18 protein-coding genes are annotated in these 15,419 nt (G+C 71.5%); 9 read left to right on the top strand and 9 right to left on the bottom strand.

Translation table 11 applies throughout. The features are described 5' to 3' along the window. The first annotated feature begins 27 nt into the window (after positions 1–27). From alr to ung, 4 genes are all read left to right on the top strand, one after another. Positions 28–1,146: an alanine racemase gene (alr, locus tag ABZT18_RS06185; RefSeq protein ID WP_354995072.1), complete on the top strand. Its 1,119-nt coding sequence runs from the start codon at positions 28–30 to the stop codon at positions 1,144–1,146. Then, a complete protein-coding gene (locus ABZT18_RS06180; protein ID WP_354995073.1) occupies positions 1,143–2,246 on the top strand; it encodes an alpha/beta hydrolase in 1,104 nt (367 codons plus the stop codon). Before alr ends, ABZT18_RS06180 begins: the two co-directional genes overlap by 4 nt. Continuing rightward, positions 2,243–2,725, top strand: a complete 483-nt coding sequence (gene tsaE / locus ABZT18_RS06175; RefSeq protein ID WP_354995074.1) for a tRNA (adenosine(37)-N6)-threonylcarbamoyltransferase complex ATPase subunit type 1 TsaE — start codon at positions 2,243–2,245, stop codon at positions 2,723–2,725. The genes ABZT18_RS06180 and tsaE overlap by 4 nt, the downstream gene beginning before the upstream one ends. Before the next feature lie 70 nt (positions 2,726–2,795). After that, on the top strand, positions 2,796–3,497 hold the full coding sequence (ung, locus tag ABZT18_RS06170) for a uracil-DNA glycosylase (protein WP_354995075.1): 702 nt from the start codon (positions 2,796–2,798) through the stop codon (positions 3,495–3,497). Positions 3,498–3,539: 42 nt separating this feature from the next. On the opposite strand, the gene ABZT18_RS06165 is transcribed toward ung, so the two are convergent. Continuing rightward, positions 3,540–4,244 (bottom strand): helix-turn-helix transcriptional regulator, encoded by a 705-nt coding sequence (locus ABZT18_RS06165; protein ID WP_354995076.1) that lies wholly within the window; start codon positions 4,242–4,244, stop codon positions 3,540–3,542. Positions 4,245–4,723: 479 nt separating this feature from the next. On the opposite strand from ABZT18_RS06165, the gene tsaB reads away from it, so the two are divergent. The 4 genes from tsaB to ABZT18_RS06145 are packed head-to-tail and all read left to right on the top strand — an operon-like array spanning position 4,724 to position 7,188. Then, positions 4,724–5,401: a tRNA (adenosine(37)-N6)-threonylcarbamoyltransferase complex dimerization subunit type 1 TsaB gene (gene tsaB / locus ABZT18_RS06160; protein ID WP_354995077.1), complete on the top strand. Its 678-nt coding sequence runs from the start codon at positions 4,724–4,726 to the stop codon at positions 5,399–5,401. Next, positions 5,398–5,880: a ribosomal protein S18-alanine N-acetyltransferase gene (rimI, locus tag ABZT18_RS06155; RefSeq protein ID WP_354995078.1), complete on the top strand. Its 483-nt coding sequence runs from the start codon at positions 5,398–5,400 to the stop codon at positions 5,878–5,880. The genes tsaB and rimI overlap by 4 nt, the downstream gene beginning before the upstream one ends. Next, a complete protein-coding gene (tsaD, locus tag ABZT18_RS06150) occupies positions 5,873–6,919 on the top strand; it encodes a tRNA (adenosine(37)-N6)-threonylcarbamoyltransferase complex transferase subunit TsaD (RefSeq protein ID WP_354995079.1) in 1,047 nt (348 codons plus the stop codon). Before rimI ends, tsaD begins: the two co-directional genes overlap by 8 nt. 14 nt (positions 6,920–6,933) lie before the next feature. Next, positions 6,934–7,188, top strand: a complete 255-nt coding sequence (locus ABZT18_RS06145; RefSeq protein WP_088987640.1) for a hypothetical protein — start codon at positions 6,934–6,936, stop codon at positions 7,186–7,188. 31 nt (positions 7,189–7,219) lie between these two features. On the opposite strand, the gene ABZT18_RS06140 is transcribed toward ABZT18_RS06145, so the two are convergent. The 8 genes from ABZT18_RS06140 to ABZT18_RS06105 all read right to left on the bottom strand — a co-directional run bounded on the left by ABZT18_RS06140 (position 7,220) and on the right by ABZT18_RS06105 (position 14,748). Then, positions 7,220–7,960, bottom strand: coding sequence for a DUF4142 domain-containing protein (locus ABZT18_RS06140; protein ID WP_354995080.1), 741 nt, complete (start codon positions 7,958–7,960; stop codon positions 7,220–7,222). Positions 7,961–8,085: 125 nt separating this feature from the next. Beyond that, positions 8,086–8,382: a DUF1707 domain-containing protein gene (locus ABZT18_RS06135; RefSeq protein WP_354995081.1), complete on the bottom strand. Its 297-nt coding sequence runs from the start codon at positions 8,380–8,382 to the stop codon at positions 8,086–8,088. 19 nt (positions 8,383–8,401) lie between these two features. After that, positions 8,402–9,583: an ROK family transcriptional regulator gene (locus tag ABZT18_RS06130; RefSeq protein WP_354995082.1), complete on the bottom strand. Its 1,182-nt coding sequence runs from the start codon at positions 9,581–9,583 to the stop codon at positions 8,402–8,404. Between the two features lie 20 nt (positions 9,584–9,603). Then, positions 9,604–10,866: an ABC transporter permease gene (locus ABZT18_RS06125; protein WP_354995083.1), complete on the bottom strand. Its 1,263-nt coding sequence runs from the start codon at positions 10,864–10,866 to the stop codon at positions 9,604–9,606. Next, a complete protein-coding gene (locus ABZT18_RS06120; protein ID WP_354995084.1) occupies positions 10,863–11,681 on the bottom strand; it encodes an ATP-binding cassette domain-containing protein in 819 nt (272 codons plus the stop codon). The genes ABZT18_RS06125 and ABZT18_RS06120 overlap by 4 nt, the downstream gene beginning before the upstream one ends. A gap of 113 nt (positions 11,682–11,794) precedes the next feature. Then, on the bottom strand, positions 11,795–12,883 hold the full coding sequence (locus tag ABZT18_RS06115) for a substrate-binding domain-containing protein (RefSeq protein ID WP_354995085.1): 1,089 nt from the start codon (positions 12,881–12,883) through the stop codon (positions 11,795–11,797). Positions 12,884–13,061: 178 nt separating this feature from the next. Next, positions 13,062–13,541, bottom strand: a complete 480-nt coding sequence (gene ybaK / locus ABZT18_RS06110; RefSeq protein ID WP_354995086.1) for a Cys-tRNA(Pro) deacylase — start codon at positions 13,539–13,541, stop codon at positions 13,062–13,064. 10 nt (positions 13,542–13,551) lie between these two features. Next, the gene (locus ABZT18_RS06105) at positions 13,552–14,748 is read right to left on the bottom strand and encodes a methyltransferase domain-containing protein (protein ID WP_354995087.1); all 1,197 of its coding nucleotides are present in this window, start codon (positions 14,746–14,748) and stop codon (positions 13,552–13,554) included. A 318-nt stretch (positions 14,749–15,066) separates the two neighbouring features. Between ABZT18_RS06105 and groES the strand changes: the two genes are divergently transcribed. Continuing rightward, the gene (gene groES / locus ABZT18_RS06100) at positions 15,067–15,381 is read left to right on the top strand and encodes a co-chaperone GroES (RefSeq protein ID WP_354995088.1); all 315 of its coding nucleotides are present in this window, start codon (positions 15,067–15,069) and stop codon (positions 15,379–15,381) included. The last annotated feature ends 38 nt before the right edge of the window (positions 15,382–15,419 follow it).

The raw sequence follows: 15,419 nt of genomic DNA, 5'->3' as shown, positions 1-15,419 counted from the left end.
GATCACAGCGGAAAGTAGGCTGGGCGCATGTGGCAGGCCGAGGTACGCGTCGATCTTGACGCGATCCGCGAGAACGTGAGCAGGCTCCGCTCCGGCACCAGCGCCGAGCTGATGGCGGTGGTGAAGGGCGACGGGTACGGCCATGGCATGCTTCCGGCCGCCCGCGCGGCGCTCGACGCAGGGGCGGACTGGCTCGGTGTCTGCACCCTCGACGAAGCGCTCACCCTGCGTCGAGCCGGGGTGACCGCGCCGGTGCTGGCCTGGCTGCTCGCGCCCGGGCTGCCGCTGCACGAGGGGGTCAGCGCCGGGGTGGACCTGGGAGCGGCCAGCCTGCCCCAGCTGGACGAGATGATCGAGGCGAGCAGGCTCGCCGAGCGTCCCGCCCGTCTGCACCTGAAGATCGACACTGGGCTGTCCCGGGGTGGGGCGACCGTCGCCGACTGGCCGGCGCTGCTGGACGCCGCCGCGAAGGCGCAGGCGGACGGCCTGGTCGAGGTGGTCGGCGTGTGGAGCCATTTCGTGTACGCGGACATGCCGGGCCACCCCACCACCGACCGTCAGTTGGCCGTCTTTCATGAAGGACTGGCGATGGTCGAGCGGGCCGGGCTGCGACCGCGCTGGCGACACCTCGCCAACTCGGCGGCCACTCTGACCCGCCCGGACACCCACTTCGACCTGGTCCGCCCCGGTCTGGCCATCTACGGTCTCTCCCCGGTTGCCGGTGAGACGTACGGGCTGCGGCCGGCGATGACCGCGCGCGCCCGGGTGATGCTCACCAAGCGGGTGCCCGCCGGCACCGGTGTCTCCTACGGGCACGCCTACACCACGCCGAGCGACGCGAACCTGGCCGTGGTGCCACTCGGGTACGCCGACGGGGTTCCCCGGCACGCCTCCAACACCGGTCCGGTGCAGCTCGCCGGCGCACGGCGCACGATCTCGGGACGGGTCTGCATGGACCAGTTCGTGATCGACTGCGGTGACGACCCCGTGGCCGACGGCGACGTGGCGACGCTCTTCGGCAGCGGTGCCGACGGTGAGCCGACGGCCGACGACTGGGCCGAGGCGGTCGGCACGATCAACTACGAGATCGTCACCCGGTTCGGCAGCACTCGTGTGCCTCGGGTCTATGACGGCGAGCGGCCATGAGCTACCGCATTCCGCGTCCGCGGACCGCGGTGGGCCGGGTCGCGGGGATCGTCGGCGCCGCGGTCGGAGTGGCCGCGGCGGGCCTGGCGGCCGGCGTCGCGACCGAGCGCACCCTGGTCCGCCGCCTCAAGGCCGACCCCGCCGACCGCTACGCCGACGAGACATTCGGCGAGCAGCGGTACGACGACGCGTTCCGTCTCGAGCTGCCGGACGGTACGGACATCCACGTCGAGGTGGTCGAGCCGACCCGGCCGGTGCCGGGGCACCCGACGGTGGTGCTGGTGCACGGCTTCTGCCTGGACATGGGGACGTTCCACTTTCAGCGCCAGATGCTCGCCGCGCGCGGTGACTACCGGATCGTGGCGTACGACCAGCCCGGTCACGGCCGTTCCGGCCGGCTGGAGACCGGGGAGTACGACCTCACGGTGCTCGGCCGGACGCTGCGCCAGGTGATCGACCGAACCGCCCCGGAGGGGCCGCTGGTGCTGGTCGGCCACTCGATGGGTGGCATGGCCATCATGGCGTTCGCCGAGCTGTTTCCGGAGTTGTTCGGTGACCGGGTGGTGGGCACCGTCCTGATGGCCACCTCGGGCGGGCTCATCGCGGAGACCAAGCTGGTCGCGCCCGCGCTGCTCGGGCGGGTCGGCGGCCCGGTGCTGTACATGGTCAGCAACGCCACCCGGTACGGCGGCCCGGTGATCGACAAGGCCCGCAGGTCGACGTCGAACGTGGCCTGGCTGCTGACCCGCAAGTACGGCTTCGGCACCCGCAAGCCCAGCCCCTCGCTGGTGTCCTACGTGGAGATGATGAACTCCCGGACGTCGGCCGACACGGTGACCCGCTATCTGCGGACCCTGGCCACCCACTCGCGCTTTCCGGCTCTAGCGGCGTTGGCCGCGACGCCGGTGCTGGTGGTGGTCGGCGACAAGGACATGATCACCCCGGTGACCCACTCCGAGGAGATCGTCCGGCGGCTGCCGCACGCGGAGTTCGTCAAGATCAAGGACAGCGGTCACGTGGTGATGCTGGAGCACGCTGACGAGGTCAACGCCGCGCTGGCGCGGTTCCTCAAGACACTCGGAGAGCCGGAGGAACGGTGAGTCACGTCGTCAAGCTGCCGACCGTAGAGGACACTCGGGAGTTCGGTCGCCGCCTGGCCGGGCTGCTGCGAGCCGGCGACCTGGTGCTGTTGACAGGCCCGCTGGGTGCCGGAAAGACGGCGCTCACCCAGGGCGTCGGCGCCGGGCTCGGTGTCCGCGGGGACATCACCTCGCCGACGTTCGTGATCGCCCGGGTGCACCGGCCCGATCCGGCCCGGGGCGGCCGGGTGGCCCTGGTGCACGCCGACGCGTACCGGTTGGGTGACGCCACCGATCCCCGCGCCGAGATCGACGACCTGGACCTCGACGCGTCGGTGGACGAGTCGGTGACCGTGGTGGAGTGGGGCGAGGGCCTGGTGGAGCAGTTGGTCGACGCGCACCTGCGGGTCCGCATCGACCGCCGCGACGACGACACCCGAATCGTCGAGCTGGACCCGATCGGTGGCGACTGGGCGCGGCGCCTGGCCGACCTGGGTTAGGCCGGCGGGCCGCTGTCGTACCCGATGCCTAGAGTCGGGTGACCAACCCGCGCTGTGTGAGAGGTTCCTGATGCCCGACGACGCCCCCGCCCTGGATCTGCTGGCCCTGCTGCCGGAGCAGTGGCGTGCCGTGCTCACCCCGCACCTGGATGCGGCTCGCACCGCCGCGCTGACCGAATTCGTCGCCCGGGAGTATGCGACGCAGACCGTCTTCCCGCCCGTGGAGGACCTGTTCTCGGCATACCGGCTCTGCCCGCCGCAGGGCACTCGGGTGCTGATCCTCGGTCAGGACCCTTACCACCGGGCTGGGCAGGCGCACGGGCTGAGCTTCAGCGTCCGCGACGGTGTGACGGTGCCGCCGTCGCTGCGCAATGTCTTCAAGGAGCTGGGCGAGGATCTCGGCGTGCCGAAGCCGCGCAGCGGCAACCTCGACGGTTGGGCCGCCCAGGGTGTGCTGCTGCTCAACGCGGTGCTGACCGTCCGTCAGGCCACCCCGGGCTCGCACGCCAATGCCGGCTGGGAGGAGTTCACCGACGCGACCATCCGGGCGCTGGACGCGTCGCCGGACCGGGTGGTCTTCCTGCTCTGGGGTGGCTACGCCCGTAAGAAGGCCGCCCTGGTCACCAACCCACAGCACGTGGTGCTGGAGGCCGGACACCCCAGCCCGATGAACCCGCACGGCTTCCTCGGCAGCCGTCCGTTCAGCGCGGCCAACAAGGCGCTCGCCGATGCCGGCCTGCCCACCATCGACTGGGAACGCACGGCTGGCTGAGCGTGCCGTCGGGGTTCCGCAGCTCGCGCGGCCGGCACTGGTTCAGCCTCCGCTGGCCAGCTGCCGGTCCCGGTAGCGGCGCAACAGTTCGCCGGCGCGGGGCTCGGTCAGCTCCAGCTCGACCAGCGGCACCACCCGGTAACCCCGCCCACCGTGACGCACCTCGATCGTCTCGGGCAGGTCGTCGCACATCGTTGCCCTGACCTCGCCGTACCGGGTCGACCAACGGTGCTCGCCCGGCTCCTCGGGCTCCAGCCACACCCCGCCGAACTCACCCCAGCGGGCGTTCCACCGCTGGCCGTAGGCCGCCTCCAGCCAGCGGGTGAACCGTTTGGAATCCTGCCACCGCAGGGCAATCTCCAGTGCCTCGACGGGCACCGGCGCGCCCTGCAACAACGCAGCCGTACTCCCGGTGATCACCAGTGGGAAGTCGCTGAGCCGGTCCAGCATCCCGTTCAGGCCCAGTTCGTCGACCCGCTCGGCGATCGGCCGGGCCGCCAGGTCGTCGATCCGGGCGTCGAGGTGTGCGTCCAGAGGCTCGACCCCAACGACCAACTGGACATCCATGGCGGCGAGCAGCCGTTCCAGCACCGGGATGCTCGGCGCACGCTCGCCGCGCTCGATCCGTGTGACCGCCGCCTGGCTGACTCCGGCCAACTCGGCCAGCTCGCATTGGGTCAGCTCGCGCAGATGCCGTTGCTGTCGGACAGCGGTGCCGAGCAAGGTGACGAGGCGCGCGGTTGGCATGTCGCGATGGTGGACCAGGCCGGCCTGTGGCGGATAGCGCTGAGGCGGATTCACGACTTGCCAGCGCTCTTCCCAGATCACTGGGGCGGGTGGCGTCCGTTCGGGCGGCTGGGCGGCCGTTCCCTGATGAGCGCTATGCCTGTGAGTCATATCTATGACTCACAGGTATAGCGCTCATTGAAGGATGTTGTGTTCGGCCGGGACGTCCCGCCCGCTCGCTCGCCGTGCAGGTCGCCGAGCTGTCGCCCATGTGCGGGAAACGCGGGCTGGGCACGGCGGCGACCGAGCTCGGTGAACAGTTCGGGTGGCCGGCAGCGGCAGCGGCACAGCGCGGGCGGCCGAGCTGGGGCGGGGGTGTGACGAGGGCAGGGCATGACCGGGGTTGCGGGGCACCGGGTCGCGGGGTTGCGGGGTGTGACCGGGGCGGCGGGGCGGGGCGTGACCGGGCGGTCGCGGCGGGGCGGCTAGGCTGGCTTACCGTGCTCGTACTCGTGGTGGACAGCTCGACTCCCGCGGTGACCGCAGCGCTGGTGGAGGTCTCGGCGGACGGCGTGGTGTCCCGGGCGCACCGGTGCACGGTCGACGCGCGCGCACACGGCGAACTGCTCGCGCCCCAGGTGGATGCGGTCCTCGCCGATGCCGACGCGCGCCCGCGTGACCTGACCGCCATCGTCGCCGGGCTCGGCCCGGGGCCGTTCACCGGGCTGCGGGTCGGCCTGGTCACCGCCGCGACGATGGGCCAGGTGCTCGGCATCCCCACGTACGGCGTCTGCTCGCTGGACGCCATCGGCTACCCGGCGGCGTCCGGCGAGCCGTTGTTGGCCGCCAGCGACGCCCGGCGCAAGGAGCTCTACTGGGCCGTCTACGACGGCGCCGGTCAGCGGATCGTCGGGCCGGAGGTGTCCACGCCGGTGGTGGCCGCCGCACGCGCCCGGGAGTTGGGCGCGACGATCGCGGTCGGCGACGGGGCGCACCGGTACGCCGAGATTTTGGACCTGCCCGTTCGGGTCGAGCCCCGCTACCCGGACGCCACCGTGCTGGCGCTGCTCGCCGCCGAGCGGGTCCGGGCCGGTGCGCCCGGAGAGCGGCTCACCCCGCTCTACCTGCGCCGCCCGGACGCGGTGGTGGCGACCGTCCGCAAACCGGTCCTGCCATGACGGCGGTACGGCTCAACCCGTTCCGCTGGTGGCACATCGACGACGTGCTGCCGATCGAGGCGGACCTCTTCGGTGCCGAGCAGTGGTCGCCGGGCATGTTCTGGAGCGAGTTGGCCAACGGGCACCACTACCGGGTCGCCGTCGACGCGGACGGTTCGGTGCTCGGCTACGCCGGGCTCGCCGGGGTTCCGCCAGACGAGGTGTGGGTGCAGAACATCGCTGTCCGCCGGGACGCCCAGCGGCGCGGAGTAGGCCGTGCCCTGCTGGAGGATCTGCTCGCCGAGGCGGCCCGGCGCGACACCCGCAGCACCCTGCTGGAGGTCGCCGTGGACAACGCCGCCGCCCAGCGGCTCTACGCGACGTACGGGTTCGAGCCGATCGCGGTGCGGCGCGGCTACTACCAACCGAGCAACACCGACGCGCTGGTCATGCGGCGCGACGCCGAGCCGACCGGGGACGGACCACACGACCATGGCTGACGAACCGCTGATCCTGGGTATCGAGACCTCCTGCGACGAGACCGGCGTCGGCATCGTGCGGGGGCACACCCTGCTGGCCGACGCGCTCGCCTCCAGCGTCGAGGAGCACGCCCGGTTCGGGGGTGTGGTGCCCGAGGTGGCCAGCCGGGCACACCTGGAGGCCATCGTGCCGACCATGGAACGGGCGCTGACCGAGGCCGGCGTCACCCTGGCCGACATCGACGCGATCGCCGTCACCGCCGGCCCCGGGTTGGCCGGCGCGCTGCTCGTCGGCGTCGCCGCCGCCAAGGGGTACGCGCTCGCCGCCGAGAAGCCGGTGTACGGCGTCAACCACCTCGCCGCCCACGTCGCGGTGGACACCCTGGAGCATGGCCCACTGCCCGAACCCGCCATCGCGCTCCTGGTGTCCGGCGGCCACTCATCCCTCCTGCTCATCGACGACCTGGCCCGGGGCGTCGCCCCGCTCGGCGCCACCATCGACGACGCGGCCGGCGAGGCGTTCGACAAGGTTGCCCGGCTGCTCGGGCTGCCGTTCCCGGGCGGCCCGCCCATCGACCGGGAGGCCCGGGCCGGGGACGCCGCCGCGATCGCCTTCCCACGCGGTCTGACCGCCGCGAAGGACCTCGCCGCCCACCGGTACGACTTCTCGTTCTCCGGGCTGAAGACGGCGGTGGCCCGCTGGGTAGAGGCGCGTCAGCGTGCCGGCGAGCCAGTGCCGGTGGCCGACGTGGCTGCGTCCTTCCAGGAGGCGGTCTGTGACGTGCTGACCACCAAGGCGCTCGCCGCCTGCCGCGCCAACGGGATCGAGACGCTGGTGATCGGAGGGGGAGTGGCGGCGAACTCGCGACTGCGGGCGCTGGCCGAGCAGCGGGCCCAGAAGTACGGCATTCAGGTCCGGGTGCCCCGGCCGAAGCTGTGCACCGACAACGGGGCGATGGTGGCCGCGCTCGGTTCGCACCTGGTCGCCGCGGGGATCGCGCCGAGCCGGCTGGACCTGCCGGCCGATTCCGCGCTGCCGTTGACCACGGTCAGCGTGTGACGGGAGCGGCGGACATGATCGTACGGATGTGGGAGGCGCGTGCCGAGGCGTACGGCGTCGCTGATCTGATCACCTGGGTGTGCGACACCGCTCTGCCCGAGTTGGAGCACGACCCGCTGTACGTCTCCAGTGAGGTCTTCTCGTCCACCGACCACCGCGTGGTGGTCATCTCCAAGTGGCGCAGCAATCCGCGTCCGCTGCCGGATCCGCCTGCCCTGCTGGTGGCCCGCGCCCCGCACTCCTGGGATTTCACCCAGGTCGACCGCTGACGCGAGCCACCAACGAGGCCACCGTTGCTGGTCAGTGGCGGCGCAGCATCCGGTAGGTGGCGATTCCGCCGGTGCCCAGCGCGGCGAGGAAGACCAGCCAGACGACGGTGCTGCTGACTCCGACCTGCGGGCCGCTGTTCGCCGCGGCGGCGGCCAGCAGCCCGTCGTCACCGGGGGCGGGCAGCGCGGCCGGCGGCAGCTCCGGCCACCGGACCAACCCGGTGCTCTCCAGCATCTGCATGTGGTGCATGACGAAGCCGTTGGAGTCGTCGCAGAGCTTGCGGACGGTGGCGTCCCGGGTGCTGGCCCGCACGGCGCCGATCACCGGGAAGATCTTGCCGTGGGCGACCCGGAGCCGGGTGACGAAGATCTGGTCGAACCGGGCGCCGGAGGCCTTCTGCATTTCCGCCAGCCAGCCCTTCTGCTCGGCGGTCGGCTCGGTGGGGATCGTCGCACCCAACTTGTTGGCCGCGTCGACCACGAGCTGGTCGAGCTGCTGGTGCTCCTTGGCGATGCCGGCACCGATCTCCCGAACCTTCGCCGACTGCCCCTTCTCGGCGGCCATCTGGCCGGCTGGCATCTCCCACAACCCGGCCAGCCGCACCCCGTTGAGCAGCGTCATGTCGGCGGCGTTGAGCTGCTGGCCCCCGGCGGGCGCGGCGACGGCCACGCCGGGCAGCACTCCGATCGCCGCGACGATCGCGATGAGCAGCATCGCCGCCCGGTGGGTCCGGTTGCCCAGCCAGCGACGGGCGGATCTGAGCGATGCCATGTCTGTGGTGCCTCCTCGGTCCGGACCGAAACGCGTCTGGACCGGGCAACCGCATCCTGCCGGCTGCCCGTCCGCCCACTGGTACGGACTGATCGCGCGATCAGTTCATCGGAGGTCGACGCGGATCAGCGGGTGGCGGCGAGGAAGCCGCCGAGCAGCAGCAGGGTGAGCGCGGCGACGGCGAAGAGCACCAGCAACTCCCGACGCCCGTGCCCGACGGAGTCGCCGTCGACGGCCACGTCGGGCAGGGCCGGCAGGTCGCGGGTCAGCGCGGCCAGGTCACCGAGGGTGCGCGCTGTCCACACCGCACCGACCCGGTCGGAAAACTCGTCCAGGGTCAGCCGGCCCGCCGCGGTGTGCCGGTGCAACTCGGCGACCACCCGGTTGCGGTCGTCGTCGGAGGCACGCAGCTCGACATCCACGCCGGACAGGGTACGCGGATCAGCCCACGTCGAGGGGGTCGGCGAGGAGCCGTTCGAAGGCCAACTCGGCGGCCCCGATCAGGGGGGCGTCCCCGCCCAACTTTGGTGTACGCAGCCGGACGTGCTCCAGGCAGGCGCCGAGCGCGTTGGAGTTGAGCCGGCTGCGGATCTGGGCCGCCGCTGCGAGGTAGAGGTCCCGCATGGTGCCGCCGAAGATGACCATCTCGGGGTTGAAGACGTTCACCAGGTTGGCCACGCCGAAGCCGAGCCAGTCGCCGGCGTGGCGGACCGCCGTCTGGGCCCGGGCGTCACCCCGGTCGGCGGCGTCGAAGACGGCCAGCAGCGAGTCGCGGCCCCGGGCGTCGGAGCGTCCGGCAGCGCGGAGGAGTCCCTGCTCGCCGATCTCGGTCTCCCAGCAGCCCCGGGAGCCGCACTCACAGGGCCTGCCGTCGCGGACCACCTTCATGTGGCCGACCTCGCCGCCGTACCCACCGTGCCCGGTCAGCCGGCGTCCACCCGCGATGATGCCGGCACCCACGCCGACATCGCCGTACAGGTAGATGACGTTGTCGCAGCCGGCCGCCACGCCCCGTACGTGCTCGGCGAACGCGGCCACGTCAGCAACGTTGCCCACCGTGATCGGCACATCGATGCCCAGTTCGGCGCCGAGTGCCGCGCCGATCGGCTCGTCCACCCAGCCGGTGGTCGGGCCGAGCCGGACCAGGCCGTCGTCGCGACGGACCATGCCGCAGACCGCGACGCCGGCACCGACACAGATCGCGTCGGCCGGCACCATCTGCTGCATTTCCTTGACCGCGCCGGCCAACAGCGGCGCGGCCTCCACCGCCAGCAGGCCGCGCGGTCGGTCCAGATCACGGCGGTCCAGGACCGCGCCACCCAGCCCGATCCGTGCGGCACGCAGTCGGTCCACCTCCACCGAGTACGCGTACGCGTAGACCCGGCTCGATTCGGGCCGGACGACCAGTGACGGTCGCCCGGCCCGGCCGGTCTCCTTCGGCGCGCCCTCGCTGACCAACCCCACTGCGACCAGGTCGGCGGTGAGCGCGCCGATGGTGCTGCGGTTGAGGCCCAGCGTGGTGGTCAGTTCGGCGCGCGTGGTCGCACCGTGGACGTGCACGTGCCTCAGCAGGGCGCCGAGGTTCTGCCGTCGGACGTGGTCCTGGCTCGGTCCTGGGCGCATCGTGGTGCCACCTCCCGCGGTCAGCGGGTGCCGGTGGCTGCCGCGCGGCGGCGGGAGAGAGCGTCGACGCTGGCGGCAAGGAGCAGCACGACGCCGGTGACCACGTACTTGACTCCCGCGCTGTACCCCATCAGGCCCATTCCATTTTCGATGACCGCGACCACCGCGCCGCCGAGCACAGCGTCGAGGACGCGGCCCTTGCCGCCGAAGAGGCTGGTGCCGCCGATCACCGCTGCGCCGACCGCGTAGAGCAGTACGTTACTGCCCCCCGTGTTCGGGTCGACCGAGTTGGCCCGGCTGGCCGCCACGATGCCCCCGACGGCGGCCATCGACGAGCAGATCATGAAGACCGAGATCCGGATCCGATCGACCTCGATGCCGGCCCGGCGGGCCGCTTCCCGGTTGCCGCCCACGGCGTAGATGTGCCGGCCGTAGCTGGTGCGTTGGAGCACGAAGGTCCACACGATCAGGAGCACCGCGATGATTGGCACCACGATCGGCACACCCTTGAGGGAGCTGATCAGGACGTTGCGGCTGCGTTCGAGGTTGAGGACGTACACTGCGGTGCCGAGGATGATGGCGAGCCCGCCGATCCGCAGCGCCACCACCGCGAGCGGGTCGGTGATCAGACCGCGGGCCACCCGGTTGCGGTGGCGCAGCAGCTGCACCGCCGCGTAGCCGATGACCGCGAGGGCGGCCAGCGCCCAGCCCAGCGTGGGGGCGAGGTTGCGGTTGGCGATGGCGACCAGCACCTCGTCGCGGACGGAGATGTTGGTGCCCTCCTTGACGAGCAGCAGCACGACGCCCTGGAAGGCGAGGAACCCGGCGAGGGTGACCACGAAGGACGGGATGCCGATTTTCGCGACGAGCATGCCGAGCGTGGTGCCGATGACCACACCGGTGGCGACGGCGGCGAGCACGGCGACCCACCAGGGGTAGCCGAGCACGGTGACCACATTGGCCAGCACCGCCGCGCAGACGCCGCTGGCGAAGCCGGCGGAGAGATCGATCTCGCCGAGCAGCAGCACGAAGACCAGGCCCATCGCGATCAGCGTGACCGCCGCGCCCTGGGTGAAGAGGTTGGCGAAGTTGCCGGCCGACAGGAACGACGACGGCCGCATGATCGCGAAGACGCTGCAGAGCACGATCAGGCCGAGCACGGCTGGTAGCGCGCCGACGTCGCCACCGCGTACGCGACTCAGGTAATTGCGGACGTGGCCTCCGACGGTCGGCGCCGGTGTGACGGCCCCCGGGCCGTCCTTCCGCACGGCGGTGGTGGTCATCGGTGGCCTCCTGTGATCGACTCGGCCGGCTGCGTGCCGTCGCCGTTGCTGCCCGGGTCGGTGGCGAGGCCGAGCCCGCCCGAGCGCCCGGCGGTGATCAGCTCGACCACCTGGGCGTGGGTGATGTCGGTGGTCTTCACCTGGGCGACCATCTGGCCGAGGTACAGCGCGGCGATCCGGTCGGAGACGGCGAAGACGTCGTTCATGTTGTGCGAGATGAGCACCACGGCAAGGCCGTTGTCGGCGAGGCGGCGGACCAGTTCGAGCACCTGGGCGGTCTGTGCCACGCCGAGCGCCGCGGTCGGCTCGTCCAGGATGACCAGCTTGCTGTTCCACAGCACCGCCTTGGCGATGGCCACGGTCTGACGCTGGCCGCCGGAGAGGCTGGACACGTGCTGGCGAAGTGAGGTGACGGTGCGGATGGAGAGCCCCGCCAGGGTCTCGGCAGCGAGCTGTTCCATGGTCGGCTCGTCCAGGACGATGCCGCTGCGCCTCTCCCGGCCGAGGAACATGTTCTGCACGATGTCCAGGTTGTCGCAGAGCGCGAGATCCTGATAGACGACCTCGATGCCGAGCGAGGCGGCGTCGCGAGGGCTGCCGATGTGCACCGGTTCACCGTTGAACAGGAACTCTCCGGCGTCTGTGGGGTGGATGCCGCTGATGCACTTCACCAGGGTCGACTTGCCGGCGCCGTTGTCGCCGACCAGTGCGGTCACTTCGCCCGGGTGGACGGTCAGGGCGACGTCGCGGAGCACCTGGACGGGACCGAAGCTCTTGTCGATCCCGCGGAGTTCCAGCAGGGGGGTCGCGGACACGGGGGTCTCCTTCTTAAGGGAGGGTCGGGGCCCGTCCGGCGGCGCCGCCCGGCACGGGAGGGTGCTCCCGTGCCGGGCGGCGATGGTCGTTCCGGCGGGTACTGCGGCGTCGGTCAGCTGATGCCGGCGTCGGCGCAGAGCTTGGCGTACGCCCCGGCGCAGACCTCTTCCTTGGTCACGTAGCCGTCGGCGATGACGTCCTTGACGTTCTCCTTGTAGATGGCCTTCGGAGTGAGCAGCACCGAGGGGACGTCACGGTCGCCGTCCTTCACCGACTGGCCGGTGTCCTTCTTCTCGCCCTTGGCGAGCGCGATGGCCAGGTCGGAAGCGGCCTTGGCCTCTTCCCGAACCGCCTTGTAGACGGTCATGCACTGGTCGCCGGCGAGGATGTTCTGCAGACCCTCGGTGCTGGCGTCCTGCCCGGTCACCGGAACCTTGCCGTTGAGCTTGTTCTTCTTCAGCACCGAGATGGCGGCGTTGCCGAGACCGTCGTTGGCGGCCAGCACACCGTCGATCTTGCCGTTGGCCTTGGTGAGCTGCTGCTCGAAGATCGTCGTGGCCTGCGCGTTGTCCCACGCCGGCACCGCGTCGTCGGGGCCCTTGACGTACTCCTTGGAGTCGAACTTCGGCTTGAGCACCGAGTCGTAACCGGCCTTGAACAGGGTGGCGTTGTTGTCGGTGGGGGAGCCGTTCAGGTACGCGACTACCGGGTTCTTGGCACCCTGGTCGGTCAGGCACTTCGCCAGACCCTCGCCCTGGAGCTTGCCGACGGTCTCGTTGTCGAAGCTGACGTAGTACTGGGCGGAGCCGCCGAGGGTGAGCCGGTCGTAGTCGATGGTGGCGACGCCCTGCGACTTGGCCTTGTCGAGCACGGCCTTGCCGGTGCCGGAGTCCAGGTTGACGATCATCAGGGCGGTGACGCCGCTGGTGATCATCTGGTCGGCGATGGTCTGGAAGGCGGTCTTGTCGTTCTGGGCGTTCTGAATGTCGTACTGAACGCCGGCGGCCTTGAACGCCTCTTCCAGGAACCGACGGTCCGCGGTCTCCCAGCGGGCGGAGGACTTGCTGTCCGGGAGGATCACGCCGATCTTGGGGGTCTTGGCGGAGTCGGCCGTGCCGGAGTCGGAGTCGCTGCCACAGGCGGTCAAGCCGCCGGTCGTGAGCAGGCCCACGGCGGCGATGGTGAGGATCCCCTTACGCATGTGCAGGGTCCTTTCGGGGGTGGGGGAGGTGTTGTTTTGTTGTGTCCGGCAACGTATTGCGCACCGTCGCGAGTCCACAAGGCTGCGCAGGTGTCAAGTTCGTTGGGAGCGATAACAATTCAGCAACGCGACTGTTACTCCCCGGCTACCCAGGAGGAGTCGACCGTAATGAAAGCCCTCAGCGGGTCTGCAACGGCGCGGTGCGGGCGTCGGTCAGCGCCACCAGATCCGCCGCGGCCAGTTCGAGTTGCAGGCCGCGCCGACCGGCCGAGACGTAGATCGTCGGGAGGGTCAACGCGGAGTCGTCCAGCACGGTGGGCAGCCGCCGACGCTGCCCGAGCGGGCTGATCCCACCGCGTACGTAGCCGGTGGCGCGCTCGGCGACCGCACGGTCGGCCAGCACCGCCCGCTTGCCACCGACCGCAGCCGCGAGTGCCTTGAGATCCAGCTCGCCGGTGACCGGGACGACCGCCACGGTGAGCGCGCCGTCGACCTCGGTCACCAGCGACTTGAACACGCGCTCCGGTGCCACGCCGAGCGCGACCGCCACCAACGCGCCGTAGTTCGGGGCGTCCGGCGCCACCCGGTACGGATGGGTGCGATGCGCGACTCCGCGCTTGACCACCAGTGCCGTTGCCGGAGTGCCCTGTCCTGCCACGCCACCGACGCTAGTCGACCGGCCGGCCGACGAGCACCGTCGGTGCGCCGCCAACCCGGGTGAGCACCAGGCTCGCCGCCGCGTCGCCGGCCAACCGCAGATCCCGCCGAAGCTGCTCCGGGGTGAGCGCGGAACCGCGCTTGAGGATCTCCACCCGGCCCACCCGACGGTCCCGCAGCAGCGCCCGCAGGCGCTTGAGCGAGAACGGCAGCACGTCGGTGATCTCCAGGCAGCGCGCGTACGGGGTGCGGGTCGGGTGGTCGGCGTAGAGGTAGGCGATGGTCGGGTCGCCGAGGGTGGCGTCCAGTTCGTCGGCCAGTTCGGCGACGAGGTGCGCGCGGACCACCGCCGGGTCCGGGTCGTACAGGTAGCGGCGCGGCGGCCCGACCGGCGCCTCGTTGGCACCCGAGCCGGTGAGCTGCTGGCAGTGGGCCTCGACGCCCTCCTGGCGGTAGAGCGTGGCGCGGCGGGGCACCTCCGCCAGCTCGCCGCACCAGAGCGCGGCCTCGACCAGGTCGCCGTCCACGCCAACCCACTCCGCCTCCGCGCCGGCCGGGATGAGCGCGTGGTCCAGGCCTGGTGCCACCTTCACCACGGTGCGCGGCACCCGCTCGGCCAGCCCGGTGACGAAATCCCACGGTGGCGAGTAGGCACGGGGGTCGAAGATCCGTCGCCCGGTGCCGGTCGTGCGTCGGGCCGGGTCGCAGAAGACCCCGTCGACCCGGGACACGTCGAACCCGGTGGCATCTCCGCACTCGACCGTGAACAGCTCGGCCAGCCCGGCCGCCGCGGCGTTGGCGGCGGCCATCGCGGCGGTCACCGGGTCGGCCTCCACCCCGTACACCCGGATGCCGGCGCGGGCGGCGGCCAGCGCGTCGGCGCCGAGGCCACAGCCGAGGTCGGCCAGGGTGCGCACGCCGGCCGCGTACAGCCGGGCGGCCCGACGGTCGGCGACCACCCGACGGGTGGCCTGCTCCAGGCCTGGGCGGGTGAGGAACATCCCCGCGGCGGTCGGGCCGAACTTGCCGACCGCCCGGCGGCGCAGCTCGGCCTGGGTGAGTGCCGCCGCGGCCAGCGTCGGCGGCACCCCGGCCGCGCGCAGCGCCGACGCCGCGGCCAACGGATCACCGCCGGCCAGCCCGGCCGCCGCTGTGAGCGCGGCCGACCCCTCGGGGGTACGCAGCGCCGCCAGCTGATCGAGATCCACCCGGCCATTGTCCCGGCCCGGCCGGGCTGCCCCGACGGTGGTGTCAGTCGGTGGGCGTGGCGGCTGTTGCGGTGACGACTGGCGGAACTGTGGCGACACGGAGGACGGCGCGCTGGCACTCTCCTTGACGGAGTGCTAGCCACGGAATAACCTGCGATTAGCACTCTCACCCTGAGGGTGCCAGCTTCCGGGTCTCGCGACCCGGGTGCGCACGCCAGGCGGACCGGCACCCGCGACGACGGTCCCGCCCGGTGGCATGAGGCAATTGACGCTGGTCGGCCCCGCCGGCCAGCAACGAAACCAGTACCCCAGGAGGGTATGCCCGTGACTACGGCGACCAAGGTAGCGATCAAGCCGCTCGAGGACCGGATTCTGGTCCAGGCGAACGAGGCTGAGACCACCACGGCGTCGGGCATCGTGATCCCCGACACCGCCAAGGAGAAGCCGCAGGAGGGCACTGTCCTCGCTGTCGGCCCGGGGCGCGTTGACGACTCCGGCAACCGGATCCCGGTTGACGTGACCGTCGGCGACACCGTCCTTTACTCGAAGTACGGCGGCACCGAGGTCAAGTACGCGGGCGAGGAGTACCTGGTGCTCTCCGCCCGCGACGTCCTCGCGGTCATCGAGAAGTAAGCAACCGATCAGTGTCACTGCCCCGGTCCGGCTCGCCG

Source organism: Micromonospora sp. NPDC005291 (assembly GCF_040607415.1).
Taxonomy (GTDB): domain Bacteria; phylum Actinomycetota; class Actinomycetes; order Mycobacteriales; family Micromonosporaceae; genus Micromonospora.
This window is presented reverse-complemented; position numbering and strand designations above follow the sequence as displayed.